The organism is Nocardia sp. NPDC059691 (assembly GCF_042733915.1).
Taxonomy (GTDB): domain Bacteria; phylum Actinomycetota; class Actinomycetes; order Mycobacteriales; family Mycobacteriaceae; genus Nocardia; species Nocardia sichangensis.
In genome coordinates this window covers 44,460-58,033 of the sequence record NZ_JBHWFB010000015.1, presented here as the reverse complement: position 1 = coordinate 58,033, position 13,574 = coordinate 44,460, and the positions used below count along the sequence as shown (strand labels likewise).

The window sequence follows — 13,574 nt, the reverse complement described above, 5'->3', positions numbered from 1 at the left end:
TACGATCGACCGTATGGAAAGTGGTCAGCGAACCGCCGAGATCACCGACAAGCGCCTGCTGCGCGGTGCGAAGACGCGTGCCACGGTGCTGCGGCATGCGGTCGACATCGCCTCGCTCGACGGATTGGACGGCCTGAGTTTCGGCAGGCTGGCCGAAGACACCGGTCTGAGCAAGGCCGGAATCCAGACCCTCTTCCGCACCAAGGAAGCACTCCAACTGGCCACCATCGATCACGCACGCGACCGCTTCGTGGAAGCGGTCGTCGACCCCGCACGGTCCGCGCCGCACGGCGTCGCCCGTCTGCGGGCCTTGGTGGAGCACTGGATGGTCTATGCCACGACGCCGCTGTTCGCGGGCGGATGCTTCCGCGTCGCGACCATGGCCGAGCACGACAGCAAGCCGGGCCCGGTGCGCGACGCCCTGCTCCGCGATCAGGGAGCGTGGGTTCGGCTGCTGGCGCGGGAGCTGCGCGCGGCGGCGTCCGCCGGTGAGATCCCCGAACTGGACGCCGATCTGGTCGCCTTCCAGATCGATGCGGTGCTCTGCGCGACGAATACCGCGCTGCGGATCGGTGATCCGGAGGCCGCCGACCGCGCCCACCGCATCGTCGAAGGCTTTCTGCGACCATCGTGAACACGCGCTATACGCGTTGGGTATGACTCGAATCGAATTGTCGGGGATACCAGGACATTCGGAAATCTCGGACACGAGCCCGCACGACCTTGTATCTTGCGAACAACGCGTTCCGCGCGTTTCCGAAGCAACTCCCCCCATCCGTCGCCGTTGCCGGAGGGCGCGCAGAAGGGCGGTTCCCCATGAACCACACAGCCGAGGCGACCGGGTTCGAAATCCTAGGTGCGATCTTGATGGTGGCCTGGATGGTCGTCATGTGGGCGGCCGTCGGCGTGCTCGCCATCGCGATGCGCAAACCGTTGCGACCATGGATGTTCCGCACCGCGCTCGGTGTGATCGCGTTGGGCGTCATCGCCCAGATAGGTCACTTCCAGGAGCACGTGGCACAGGTCGGATACTGGGTCCAGCACCCGAACTCACCGGCGTGGATGACGCCGTGGGGCACCGGCTTGGCCAAGGGATTCGGCCAGGTCAACCATATGAAGCCGTCGCTCGGGATGGAAATCCTGCACCTGGTCGGCAATTTCCACTTCCTCGCCGGACTGGTCGGTGTCGCACTGGTCACCCACCACGCCCTGGAGAGCAAGGCGCGCAAGTGGGGCCGCATGGGCGTACTGATGCAGGGCATCCACGGACTCGAGCATCTCGCGCTCACCCTGACGGTCGCGTTCGGCACCAAAGCGATCGGCCTGTCGACCTTCTTCGGCCTGCTCGACCCGGGAGCCGGTGCGTCGACCTACCGCATCTGGTGGCATTTCCTGGCCAACGTGATCGGCACGAGCATCTTCGCCATGGCGCTGTACTACCTGTGGCAGGAGCGCGCCGTGATCGAAGCCCCGTTCCGCGACCCCGCCGCTGCGAAGCCGAGCCGCGCACCCGCGGCGGCCACGGGTTCAGGGGCCCCGGCATACGCGGCGGTCACCGAAGCCTGATCCAGCAACCCTAAAGGGCGTCTGCCATCGCGGCAGGCGCCCTTTTCGCGTATGCGCGAAGGGCTTTCCGTCGCAGCCCGTTCATCAGCCCACAGCGGCGAGCCGCGCGGCACTGCCGCCGCCCTTCATTCGCCCCAACCCGCGCGCACGCCGGCTCGACCTCCGCGGTCAGCACGGCCCTGGCGTGGTGAGTGCAACGAAGACACAGCCCCCGTACCCCCGGCCGGTCGTGCTACCCACGCCACTTTCGGCGAGAGCGCCGCATCACTGCCGCGCCCCCTACCGGGCCGCCTGAAGGCCGCACCGTCCCGAAAAAGCATCGCGCCGAGCAGGTTTCGCAAAGCCCCCGGGTTACAGGCGGTCGGCATCGCCCCTGGTCACGGCGCCGACCCACGCCGGAAACTCCGCAATTCTTCCCAAGTATGGGAAAGCACTCGACAAGGTATCGACCCGTCGATTAATGTGACGTTATCCAACGGCACGATAGATAGGGACCCGCCGATCGGACCACACCGGGCCGATCTCCGATCCCGAGGTGGCGAGATGAACGGACGCGAACGATGACCGGCATCACGCCGCACCAGCGACGGACACAGACCTGGCTCGTCCGCCCGCTGATCGTGAGCGCGATAGCGGCCACGCCGGAAACCCCGGCGCCGGCCGAAGCGCTGGCCGGGCCCGACGCGATCGTCGCGGCACCGCGCCCCGCAGACCCGGGCCGCCACGGAGACGACAGGCCGGGCTCTTCCCATCCCGACAACCGGGACCGAGCCGACCGGCACCGGCCCGCGGACCAGACGTCCGCGACGGATGCCGCCCCGATCCCTTCCCCGCCCCCACCTCGCGCGGCAACCCCGACCATCGACGTTCGCCGCACCGCCGCCGCTCGAACCGTGTCGCCGCGCACGGCTCGAATTCCGAACGGAGACTTACGATGACCGCCACGACCCACTCCGCCGCACGGCGACTGCTCGCCTGTACCGCGATCGTCGGCATCCTCACCGCCGGCGCCGTCGGCATCGCGGGCGCCGAGTCCCACTCGGGCCCCTCCGACCCGCGCAACGGCACCGGCGACACCAACGGCTGGCACCAGATCGACCCGATGGGCTACAACCACCGCGACAACGACCCGCTCCGCGCGGACGAGCACGACGACGCCATCCGCGACTACCACCAGCGCCAGAGCACCCCTGCGCCGGCCGACACCACCACGGGCAACAATTCCGTCAGCCCCAGCTGGTCGCGCGTCGCCCGCCCGGACGGCAGCGGCTACACCGTGTGCCGCCCGCAGGCCCGCTGGTGCCAGTGATCGCCGGACCGGCTCACTCACTCGCACCCACAACCTTCCGCGACGTCCTTCTGGACTGATCGTACCGCTGTCTAGCGGCACATTACTTGAAGTATCACCAATCCCGGAAATCCACTCCGGCCGGGATAGCGCACGAAAGAGAAACACCAATGATCAAGATTAACGGGCTTCGCCGGACGACCGCGTGTAACGACAAGCGCGGCACGGCACGGACGCTCACCCTGCTGGCGGCGGCAGCGGTGGCGGCGGGCGGCCTGAGCCTCGGCGCGGGCACCGCCGAGGCTCAGGGCGCTGCCTGCCTCTGGGCCGGTGGCGCCTACGGCCAGGGCACCACCGTCGTCGCGGGAGGCTCGACCTTCACCTGCGGCACCGATGCGGTCGGCGCGCCCTACTGGCATCGCGGACACAACGTGCGGCAGGCCAGCACCGTGCCCAACCCGGGCGCGTACACCCACCCCGCGGGCCTGTTCAGCCCCGGCGCCCGCCAGTACGGCACGGAATACAACGACTACTGCGTCGGAAGCCAGCTCATCGAGGGTTCCGAGGACGTCTACCAGGTCGTCTCGGACGGACGCGGCTCCGTGTGGTGGAAGGCCGCGGGATCGATCGACCAGTGGGCCTTCGATCCCGGCACCGGGCCGCAGCATTCCTGGCGGTCGTCGAGCCTCTGCTACGACGGCTCCCTGACCTGACCCCTGACCGACCTTCCTACCGGCACGCCCGTGACCGCCGCCGCGGTTACGGGCGTGTTCGCGTTCGCGCGGGCCTTCGCTCCGATTCCAGCCGGATCCGCTCCTCGAGGTGATCCGGTACGTGCCAGCTGATGTCGGCTCTGGTAGCCGCCATCAGCTTTCTGCGTACGGTCGCCACCTGTGCATCGACCGTCCGGATCGAGCTGCCCCTGCGCGCGGCGATGGCGCTGTTGGCCCAGCCCGCGGCGGCCAGCACGGCGACCTCGCGTTCCGCGGGCGTCAACTCGTCCCAGCGCGAGGCCGTCGACCTGGTCTGCGACCGCCGCGCAGGCAGCAGCCGATCGGCGGGCAACCTGCCCAGCAGCAGTAATTGCAGTTCGTCGCGTTCGGGACGCAGGCGGGCGCCGCGCTGGACCGCCGCCTCGTGCGCCTCGGCGCCGAGGACCGCGGTGACCGCCGCGACCGCCTGAGCGGTGCCCCTGGCCACCAGGGTCACCCGGTCGGCGACGATGCCCATGGAGCGGTGCAGCGTGGCGATCCCACCTTGCAGATGGGCGATCTCGGTGGCGGCGGCGATCGCTTCGGAGCTGTCGGTGTCCCCCGCCTCGATCCGGGCGGACAGCAGGTAGGTCAGCGCCATCATCATGAAATGCGCGACCCAACCCGCCGTCCAGGTGTCCCCCGTGATCAGCAGGCGTTCCAGGGTGGACCGCCCGAGCGTGACAGCCTCTCGCGGATCGCCGTGCCGGGACACCGCGATCATCCAGGCCAGCTCCGCCCATGAGGTCGCCCAGCCCGCGTCGGAAGCGACGGCCCGGTCCAGATGCCTGCGCGCGGCCCCGAGCGCGACGTCCGCGTCACCGAGGTTCGCGTACGTGAGCGCCTCGAACAATTCGCTGCGCTGCTCTCCGGCCCGGTCGCCCAAGGTGGCGAATTTCCTGCGCGCCCTGGCCAGCACGTCCACCGCCCGGATGTCGAGATGGATCAGCAGCAGTTCGAGTCCCCAGGTGAACTCCACCGCGGCGGGCAGGCCGACATCGGTCGCCGTCGTCTCCCGCCAGCCGCGCCGCAGTTCCGCGTCGGACAGGCACTCCGCGGCGCATTCGTCCAACAACTGCGCGGTATAGGCGTGTCTGCCCTGCCAGATGGCGATCCAGCCCACCAGCGCGGTCGCGTTGATCCGCAGCCGGGTCGGCGGCGGCTCCACCTGCGCGGTGACTTCCAGCGCCTGTTCGGTCAGGCTGGTGATGGCGCGGTTGGACCCGGTGATGAACGGCACCCGCAACGCCATCAGCGTCGCGGCGGTCTCCAGCCCGACCACGGCCTCCTCCGGATCGGCGAGACTGGTCTCGACGGCGATGAGGATGTTGTCCCAGGCCGCCCGGGCCCAGGCGATCCACTCCTGCTCCCGCGGGCCGTACCAGGTGGCCGGGCCCGCGGCGACGCGGTCGCGATAGTGCCGCCGATGCCGGGCGAACAGCCGCGCCTCGTCCAGGTGATCGCCGCGGGCCGACAGCCGGTCGCGCACGAACACCCGAACGCTTTCCAACAGGTAGTAGCGCACCGTCGAGGTGGTGATACGGGCCGACAGCAGCGAGCGTTCCACCAGGCGCTCGAGCAGCCCCTCGATTCGCTCCGCGGGCAACGTCGCGTCCGCGCACACCGCGACGATCGCGTCCACGTCGGCCCCGCCGCACGGCGTCTCGTCGTCCTCGGCGTCGCAACCGGTGGCGAACACGGACAAGCGGTCCAGCAGCAACTGCTCGGACGCGGTACACAGGCCGTAGGACCAGGCGATCACGTCACGCACGCTGCGGTGCCGTTCGCCGATGCCGCCCCTGGCCCCGTGCGTCCACTGCAGGCGGCGATCGTCGGTGTCGCCGGACAACTCGCGCAACAGGATCGCCGGTGGCCGGTGCAGCAGCCGCGCCGCGGCCAGGCGAATGAACAGCGGGTTGTTGTCGACGTGCCCGCAGATGCGGGTGGCGATGGCGAGCTGGCCCGGATCCTCGGAGATCGGCCGCCCGGTGCGCTCGGCTCGCCGCCGGAACAGTTCGAGGGCGTGCACGCTGGACAGCGGGGGCACGGCCACCAGCTGCTCGTCGATCCAGCCGATCGGCTCCCGGCTGGTCGCGACGATGGTCAAGCCGGGGGCCGCCTGGAGCAGACCGATGATCAGCGGGCCGACTCCGGCCAGCACGTGTTCGCAGTTGTCCAGCACCAGGATGGTCCGGTGCGTCTCGCCATCGGCGAGACCGTCGGCGAAGATCTCCACCAAACCGTCCCAGGCGGAGCGGCCCGCGATGCCGTTCTTCGCGACGGACAGCAGCACCTCCTCGGCGACCGCCCCGGTCTCCGCGCCGGGCACCAGCCGGGCCAGGCGCGTCCAATACACCGGGTGCCGCGCCGCGCCGCGATAGCGCCGTACGGCTTCCACCGCCAACGTCGTCTTGCCGATGCCGCCGGGCCCGACCAGGGTGATCAACCGGGCGCTGGACGAGCTCAGCAGGGCTTCTATCCGCCGCAGTTCGGCATGCCTGCCCACGAACTCGACGGGCGCGGCGGGACCGTTGTCACCACCGCTGTTCACCTCCGACATGCCGACGCACCTACCGATCCAGACAATCACCGCTCGAGCAGCCTAATGGGCGCGGCCGGGGGAAGGGTTTCGCACGCCTCCGGCCCGGTCGCCGGGGAGGCAGTCGTCTATCGATCCCGGCTCCCCCCTCGACGGCGACGGCTGGGCCGCCGCTCGGATTCGTAGCGCACCCGATCGGCGAGTTCATCGGGGATGTGGGCCGCGATGTCGGCGCGCGAGGCGATCTCCAGCTTCTGCCGGATGGCGGCGACCTGCGCGTCGACCGTGCGGATGGAGCTGCGCCGCCGCCCGGCGATGGCGCTGTTGGGCCAGCCGGCCGCCGCGAAGACGGCGACATCGCGTTCGGCGTCCGACAGATCGTTCCAGCGGGAAGCGGGCCGCCGCGATACCGGCCGGGAGGCCGCCGGGCGATCCGGGCGCCGGGAGGCCGGGACCGGATCCGCGGTGGAACACCACAGTGCGTCCAGTTCGGGCCGCAGTCGCGTTCTGCGCTCGGCGGCGGCATAGGCCCGGTCGCCGAGCACCGCGCGGGCGGCCTCCGCCGCGCCGCGGAGTTCGGCGGCGATCAGCGGAACGCGTTCGACGGAGATGCCCATCGAACGCTGCCGCGTCTTGAAACTGCCGACCAGATACGCGATCTCCGTCGCGGTGTCGGTGCACGCGGCACGATCGCGGCCCTCGGCGCGCTGCGCGAGCAGGACCTGGGCCAGCGCGACGATGTGCGCGCCCACCGCCCAGCTCGCCGTCCAAGTGTCCTGCTCACCGCGGTGCCGCGTGAGCACACCATGGGTCAGCGTCAGCGCCTCGGCGGCGGACCCGTGCTTGGCCAGCGCCACCGCGCGCGCGATCTCGGCCCAGGCCCGCGACAACGTCGAGCCCGACGATGCCGACCGCGCCAGGAACCGCGCGGTGTGCTCCAGCGCCTGCGTCCGGTCGCCGACGAGAGCGGCGCAGAACACCACGAACACGTCACTGCGCTCCGCGCCGATGCGATCGCCCTGTTCGGCGAACTTGTGGCGGGCCCGGGTGAGGACGGTGATCGCGCGCCGGTCGCCGCGCACGAGCATCAGTTCGAGGCCCCACATCCACTCGACCGGCGCGGGCAGCCCGAAATCTGTGTCGGTGTATCGCGGGCCCGCATCCGACGGCAGGGCCGCGCGGTCGGCGAGCAGTTGCGGGATGTGATCGGTCCGCCCCTGCCACAGCGAGTTCCAGCCGAGCAGAGCGGTGGCCAGGTCGGCGAGCCCGGAGGTGCCGGGGCCGGAGCCGCGGGTGGCCTCCAGCGCGCGTTCGGTCAACCGGGTCAGCGCGCCGGCGCCGGACTTGACGTACGGCACCTTCATCGAGAGCAGGACGGTGGCGATCTCGAGGGCGACCACGGCTTCGGCCGGGTCCGCCAACCCGGATTCGATGCCGAGCACGATGTCGTTCCACGCCGACCGCGCCCATGCCAGCCAGGTCTGATCCTGCGGACCGAGCCAGAGGGCCTGTCCGGCGACCACCTTGTCCCGCAGATACCGGCGGTGCCGTCCGGCGAGCCGGTCGAGCTCGGCGCGGCCCCGGCGGCACAGCCGCTCCCTGGCGAACACCCGGACGCTGCCCACCAGGTACCAGCTGACCGTGGTCGCGGTGAGGTGCGCGGACAACAGCGACTGTTCGGTGAGCCGCTCCAGCAGATGTTCGATCTCACCGGCGGGCAGGTCGTCATCGGCGCATACCGCGATCGCGGCGTCGAGGTCGATGCCCCCGCGCAGCGACTCGTCGTCGGTCTCGTACCCGGCGGCGAAGACCGACAGCCGCTCGAGCAGCAACTGCTCGGAGGGCCCGCACAGCGCGAACGACCACGCGATCACGTCGTAGACGCCGCGGTGGCGCCGCTCGGCGCCCGCACGCGCTCCGTGGGTCCAGTGCAACCGCTTGTCATCCGCGTCGCCGGTGAGTTCGTGCAGCACCATGATCGGCGGTTGATGCCGCAGGCGCGCCGCGGCAAGTCGGATGAACAGCGGGTTGTGGTCGACCCGGCGGCAGATCCGCGCGGCAACGGCCGTCGCCTCGCGCTCGTCCGGGATCGCGCGTCCGATGAGTTCGGCCCGCTGCCGGAACAATTCGAGCGACTGCCGCGGCGACAGCGGCGGTACGGGCAGGATGTACTCGTCGGCCCAGCCGATCGGTTCGCGGCTGGTGGCCAGGATGGTCAGTCCCGGTGTGCCTTCCAGCAATTCGGCGATCATCGCCGCCACCGCGCCGAGCAGGTGTTCGCAGTTGTCCAGGACGAGCACGGCACGCTCGGTGCGACGGTCTCCGCTGGTGAAGGTGCGCACCAGCGCGTCGCGGGCCGGTGGCGAACCGGCATCGGCGCACACGGCCGACTGCATCACGTCCTGCGCGGTGGCGGTGCTGTCGGCCTCCAGCCCCGCCAGTCGCGCCCAGTACACCGGCCTGCCCCGCACGCGGACGCCACGGCGTAGCGCCTCCGCAGCTAATCGGGTTTTGCCGATTCCGCCCGGGCCGACCAGGGTGATCAGGCGGGCGCCGCCGTCCAGCAGCGTGCCCAGCCGGTCCAATTCCGTTTCCCGGCCGACGAATTCACTGGTGGATGCAGGCAGCACGTCGCCACGTGCCTGAACCAGGGACATAAAACGAAAGTTAGCCGACGACGCGGCAAAGCGCTCGACAATCAGAGGTTACGTCGACGGTGAAGCCGTCCGCTCGCGCGGTCGCCGGTCCGGTACGCGCTTCCCGCGCCGGTTCCTACCTGGCGGAGGCCATCTGCTGGTAGTGCATCTGGACCACCGCGCTGTCGAAGGTCATCACGTCCACCAGTTGCAAGCCCGACACCACCGCGGGCGTCGGGAACAGCGGAATCCCGCCACCGAGCAGGATGGGATGCACGAACAACCGGTACTCGTCGATCAGGTCGTGCTTCATGAACGCCGACGCCGTCTCCGCGCCGCCGAACAGGACCATGTCGCATCCCGGCTGCGCGCGCAACGCCGTGACCTCCTCGACGAGGTCCTCCCTGACCACGCGGGTGTTCCACCCCGCGCAGGCCATGGTGCGCGAGAAGACCAGTTTCGGCGTCTCTTTCCAGCACCGCGCGAAGTCCACGTAGAACTCCGAGATCGCCGGATCCACGTCGGCGGTCGGCCAGAACGACGCCATGATCTCGTAGGTCTTGCGGCCGTAGAGGAACAAGTCGGCCGAGCGCAATTCGTCCAGGAACGACTCGCACAGTTCCTCGTCCACCACCGGCCAGTGGACCTCCTGATCCGGCCCTTCCGCGAAGCCGTCGAGCGACATCTGCATCCACAGTGTCACGCTTCCCATGTGCCCACACCCATCTGCTGCCCTTGTGCGACATTCAGATTGTCGGGGGGAGCGACACTTCGGCGCATCGGTAGGTTGCCCGCAGACATACCTAAGTAGGGGATGTCAGGCGACTGGGCGCCGCGATCGCGCGCCGGATGGTGCCAATATACCGTTGATCAACGGCACGTTACCGCCACGTATCGCCAATGATGGGAATCTGAAACAGAAATTCTTCGGTCGGCGACGCCAGGCAGTCGGATCAGGCTTCCGGCAGCGCCTCGGCCAGCTCGGCGTCCTGGTCGAGATACCTTGCGACGAGCCGGTTCACGAGTTCGGCGGTGGTCTCCGCCGGGACCGGCCTGGTCGCCGCCAGGCGCTGGGCGAGCTCGGCGACCTGCGCCGGACCGCGTTCGGAGTCCTGGAACGACGCCCACGCCGTGCGCCGGAACAGGTCCACGTAGCGGCGGGCGATCCGCTCCGCATCGGCGCGCAGCTTCTCCAACTCGCCGAGGACCTCGTCGGCCGGGATGCCCGCGGCCGCCATCTGGTCGAGGCTCTGGGTCAGACGGCGGTCCGCGATCCGGTAGGTCGCGGCGTCGACGGGCTCGTACAGACCCGCGGCGACGACCCGGGCCAGACCGTTGGGCACGTCGCGATAGCGCTCCGCCAGTTCGGTCGCCGCGATCGTTTCCCCGGCGTCCACGACGAGCGGCTCGGTCGCGCCGGGCTCGCCGACACCGAGAATGTCCCCCAGGTCGTCGCCACGGTCCCAGGCGTTGAGCAATTCCTTGATGCCGTTGAGCTTGATCCCACGATCGAGCAACCTGCTGATGGTGCGCACCCGATTGAGGTGGTCGGCACCGTAGAACCCGGTACGCCCCTTGACCTGCGGGGGCGGCAGCACACCGCGTTCGTGGTAAACGCGCAGGCTGCGCACGGTCGTACCGGCCTCCCGCGCCAGCTCGTCGATCGTGTATTCCACACCCGCAGTCATACCTCAAGGAAACCACATCGCAACACGTGACGACCGCCGGTGCGCGGCCATTGCCGGGACGACCGACCGGTCTCTAGCGACATTTCAGCAAACATCACTGGAGTGCGGCGACGCGGCCTCCCGAGGGCGCGCCCACCAGCCGTCCTTCCCGCCTCTGGAAATCCATCCGACGCCCGGTTCCGCCGCCGCGCCTATCCTTCCGGCATGGGTGAATCCGCGGGTCCTCCGGCCAGTCTCGCCGACCGCGAGCGTGCGATGCGCGAGCTGACCCACCACCTGGGCACCGGACGGTTGAGCCTGGCCGAGTTCGACGAACTCAGCGCGGCCGTCGCGGCCGCGACCAGCAAGAGTCAACTGGCTGAACTGTTCGCCGACCTGCCGGGCAGCACACCGCCCCCGGCCGAGGTCACCCCGGTCAACCCGCTGCCGCGCCTGGTGGTGCTGGCCGGCGCGGCCGTGGTCTTCTCGGTGGTGCTCGCGGTGACCACGGGCAACTGGCTGTGGCTGCTGATGATATTGGCCGCGCCAGCGCTTTTCATGCTCACCGCGCGCACCACCTGAGACCGCTCACCACCTCGACTTCGGCCGCACGTAGTTGGCCAGGTCGACCAGGCGGTAACGGTGCAGCCGGTGCGGGGCGATCCGGGCCAGCGCCCGGAGGCTCGACTCGAGCCCGCGTTGCAGACCCAGCGGGGTGAACGGGAAACCGAGCAGGGTGGCCTCCGCAGTGGCGGCCTGACCGCCCGCGCGCACCCACTCCAGCGCCGCGCCCACCACGATCACCTGCAGTTGCAGTGCCCGCGGTTCGTCCGGCGCGGCGTCCAGCCGCGCGGCCGCCTCCAGCAGGTCGGCCTCGGTGGTCTCCGGGATCGGTTGCGAGACCAGCAGCAGACACCCGGTCATGCGCGCCACGTTCTGATACCGCGACGCCTCCGGCACCTGATCGAGCACCTCGACGGCTTCCAGCAGGCCGCCGTCGGCGGCGAGCCTGCGGGCCAGGCCGAACGCCGCGCTCACCACGCCGTGATTGGTCCGCCAGACCGTGCGGTAGTACTCCTCGGCGAGCCGATGCCAGTGGTCGCCCGCGGCATCCCCGAGATGCTGGAGGGTGAGCTCGGCGGTGGCCGCCAGCGCCAGCGCGGGGGCGATCTCACCGGGCAGCATGCCGTGCACCAGGTCGAAGTACTCGTAGGCGCGCTCGTACTGCCCGTCCAGCAGGGCGGCGACGGCCGAGTACCACTCGATGCGCCAGTCGGTGCCGTAGTCGGGCCGCAGATCGGCGAGCCGGTCGCAGGCGGGCACCACCTCGCCCAGGTCCAGGTGCGCGCGCACCGCGGTGAGCGTGCCCTCCAGTTCGAACGTCTCCGGCTCCGGGATGGTCCCGGAGACGATCCGGTCGGCGGTGCGGCGCAACGCGTCCAGGGCGTGCCTCGGATCGCCGTGCAGCAGCGTGGACAGCAGATCGGCGCTGGGATCCTCGCTGTCGATCAGCGGCACCGGCAGGGCGGCGACGACGCTCGGCGCGTCCAGCGCGGGCAGGCGATGCCGCCCGTCGGTCATGCCGTCGGTCTGGCCGATCAACGTCTCGATCCCGAAATCGCCGCGCATCGCGCCGAATTCCAGCGACGCCTGCGGATGTTCCTTGCCGGTGTCGTAGGCCAGCACCATCCGCAGCACGCCGGCGAGCTGGCCGTACATCGCGTAGGCGGTCGGGAAGCGGCGCCGCGGATCCGGATCGGTCGCCCGGCACAGCAGCCTGCGCAACGCCGGATATTCCCGCAGCAGTGGCTGATCGTCCGGCGAAGGGACGCCGGGCAGTTGGTGTCCGTCGGCGTTCTTGGGCATGTCCAGCACCAGCGCGGCCAGCGTCCGCCCCACGGTGTAGATGTCCGAGGCGACCGTCGGGCCGGTCTCGGTGATCTCGGGCGCCTGATAGCCCGGGGTGCCGTAGATGCTGCCGTAGGACTCCATCGCGGCCACCGCGCCGAGGTCGATCAGCTTGACCTCGTCCTCGCTGACCATGATGTTGTCGGGCTTGAGATCGTTGTAGGCCAGGCCGAACGAGTGCAGATAGTCCAGCGCGGGCAGGATCTCCATCATGAAGGCGATCGCCTCGGACGCCGGAATACGTTCCGGCGCACGAAGATCCAGCATCTTCTTCAGCGAGCGTCCGCCGACGTACTCCATGACGATGTAGCCGTCGGCCACGTCGCGCCCGGAACGATGCTTGACGAAGTTGTGGATCTTGACGATGCCGGGATAGGCAACCTCGGAAAGGAATTGGCGTTCGGCGAGGGCCACCACGTGCGCCTCGAAGTCGAGCGGGTTCTGCAACCCTTTCAACACCACCCAGCGGTCGCTCACATTGCGATCGATCGCCAGGTAGATCCATCCGAGCCCGCCGTGGGCCAGGCAGCCCTGCACCTCGTACTGGTCGGCGACCATCTCCCCCGGCTGGAGCAGGGGCCGGAAGTTGAACGGCGAAGCGCATCTTCCGCATTCGCCCTCGACGGCGCCGGGCCGCGCTTCGGTGGTACGGCCGACCGGCTGCTGACATTTCCAGCAAAACCGTTTGTGCTCGGGTACTTCCGGGTTCTGCATCACCGCGGTGCGCGGGTCGAGCGGGCTCACCTTGGGCATGGACACCAGGCCGCCGCCCAGTCTGCGCCCGCTCGGCCGCGAGCGCGCGCTGCGCCCGGAACCGGGGTCGGACTCGAGTGCGCCGAGCAACAACTCGGCGGTCCCGATGGTGTGCTCGTCGCCGTCTCGGTCGGCCGGTTCGACGGCGCTCGGAACCGAGTCGACTGCCACGGCACGTGGTTTCTCGACATACCGTGGAGTCGACCACGGATTGGGTGGTAGAGGAGGCACTTCGGTCTTGAGCAGGTGCCGAGTTGCCCAGGGGTGAGCAGTTCGCCGGGGCACGTCGGTACCGCGCATGCGCCGATTCGCCCAAGGGTGCGCAAGTGGACGGTCGGATGCGCTGGGGTGCTCCGGCATACGAACCTCTCAGACCCGCCGTGTGATCGCGGTTTCATTCTGGTCCGTCGCCTGTCGATGCGCGCTGGTTTTGTTCCCGACATTGGGAATAGATCCGCCCCGGAC

10 protein-coding genes are annotated in these 13,574 nt (G+C 69.7%); 5 read left to right on the top strand and 5 right to left on the bottom strand.

The genetic code is table 11. From position 1 onward, the window contains the following. The first annotated feature begins 13 nt into the window (after positions 1-13). The 4 genes from ACFV2O_RS29135 to ACFV2O_RS29120 all read left to right on the top strand — a co-directional run bounded on the left by ACFV2O_RS29135 (position 14) and on the right by ACFV2O_RS29120 (position 3,567). On the top strand, positions 14-634 hold the full coding sequence (locus ACFV2O_RS29135; RefSeq protein WP_379254599.1) for a TetR/AcrR family transcriptional regulator: 621 nt from the start codon (positions 14-16) through the stop codon (positions 632-634). A gap of 182 nt (positions 635-816) precedes the next feature. Further along, positions 817-1,566 (top strand): DUF6008 family protein, encoded by a 750-nt coding sequence (locus ACFV2O_RS29130; RefSeq protein ID WP_355072231.1) that lies wholly within the window; start codon positions 817-819, stop codon positions 1,564-1,566. 934 nt (positions 1,567-2,500) lie between these two features. Next, positions 2,501-2,875, top strand: a complete 375-nt coding sequence (locus ACFV2O_RS29125) for a hypothetical protein (protein ID WP_356966534.1) — start codon at positions 2,501-2,503, stop codon at positions 2,873-2,875. A 149-nt stretch (positions 2,876-3,024) separates the two neighbouring features. Beyond that, positions 3,025-3,567: a hypothetical protein gene (locus tag ACFV2O_RS29120; RefSeq protein WP_379254597.1), complete on the top strand. Its 543-nt coding sequence runs from the start codon at positions 3,025-3,027 to the stop codon at positions 3,565-3,567. 46 nt (positions 3,568-3,613) lie between these two features. Here the strand turns inward: ACFV2O_RS29120 and ACFV2O_RS29115 are convergent, their stop codons facing one another. The 4 genes from ACFV2O_RS29115 to ACFV2O_RS29100 form a co-directional block, all read right to left on the bottom strand. Continuing rightward, positions 3,614-6,166, bottom strand: coding sequence for an ATP-binding protein (locus ACFV2O_RS29115; protein WP_379254596.1), 2,553 nt, complete (start codon positions 6,164-6,166; stop codon positions 3,614-3,616). A gap of 107 nt (positions 6,167-6,273) precedes the next feature. Continuing rightward, positions 6,274-8,802: an ATP-binding protein gene (locus tag ACFV2O_RS29110; RefSeq protein WP_379254594.1), complete on the bottom strand. Its 2,529-nt coding sequence runs from the start codon at positions 8,800-8,802 to the stop codon at positions 6,274-6,276. A 115-nt stretch (positions 8,803-8,917) separates the two neighbouring features. After that, positions 8,918-9,493: a dihydrofolate reductase family protein gene (locus tag ACFV2O_RS29105; protein ID WP_355072221.1), complete on the bottom strand. Its 576-nt coding sequence runs from the start codon at positions 9,491-9,493 to the stop codon at positions 8,918-8,920. A 241-nt stretch (positions 9,494-9,734) separates the two neighbouring features. Further along, positions 9,735-10,469 carry a MerR family transcriptional regulator gene (locus ACFV2O_RS29100; RefSeq protein WP_355072219.1) on the bottom strand — a complete coding sequence of 245 codons (735 nt, stop codon included), beginning with the start codon at positions 10,467-10,469 and terminating at the stop codon, positions 9,735-9,737. A gap of 204 nt (positions 10,470-10,673) precedes the next feature. Here ACFV2O_RS29100 and ACFV2O_RS29095 point away from each other — a divergent pair, with 204 nt between their 5' ends. Continuing rightward, positions 10,674-11,030 (top strand): DUF1707 domain-containing protein, encoded by a 357-nt coding sequence (locus tag ACFV2O_RS29095; RefSeq protein WP_379254593.1) that lies wholly within the window; start codon positions 10,674-10,676, stop codon positions 11,028-11,030. 6 nt (positions 11,031-11,036) lie between these two features. Here the strand turns inward: ACFV2O_RS29095 and ACFV2O_RS29090 are convergent, their stop codons facing one another. Next, on the bottom strand, positions 11,037-13,340 hold the full coding sequence (locus tag ACFV2O_RS29090) for a tetratricopeptide repeat protein (RefSeq protein WP_379254592.1): 2,304 nt from the start codon (positions 13,338-13,340) through the stop codon (positions 11,037-11,039). Positions 13,341-13,574 lie beyond the last annotated feature (234 nt).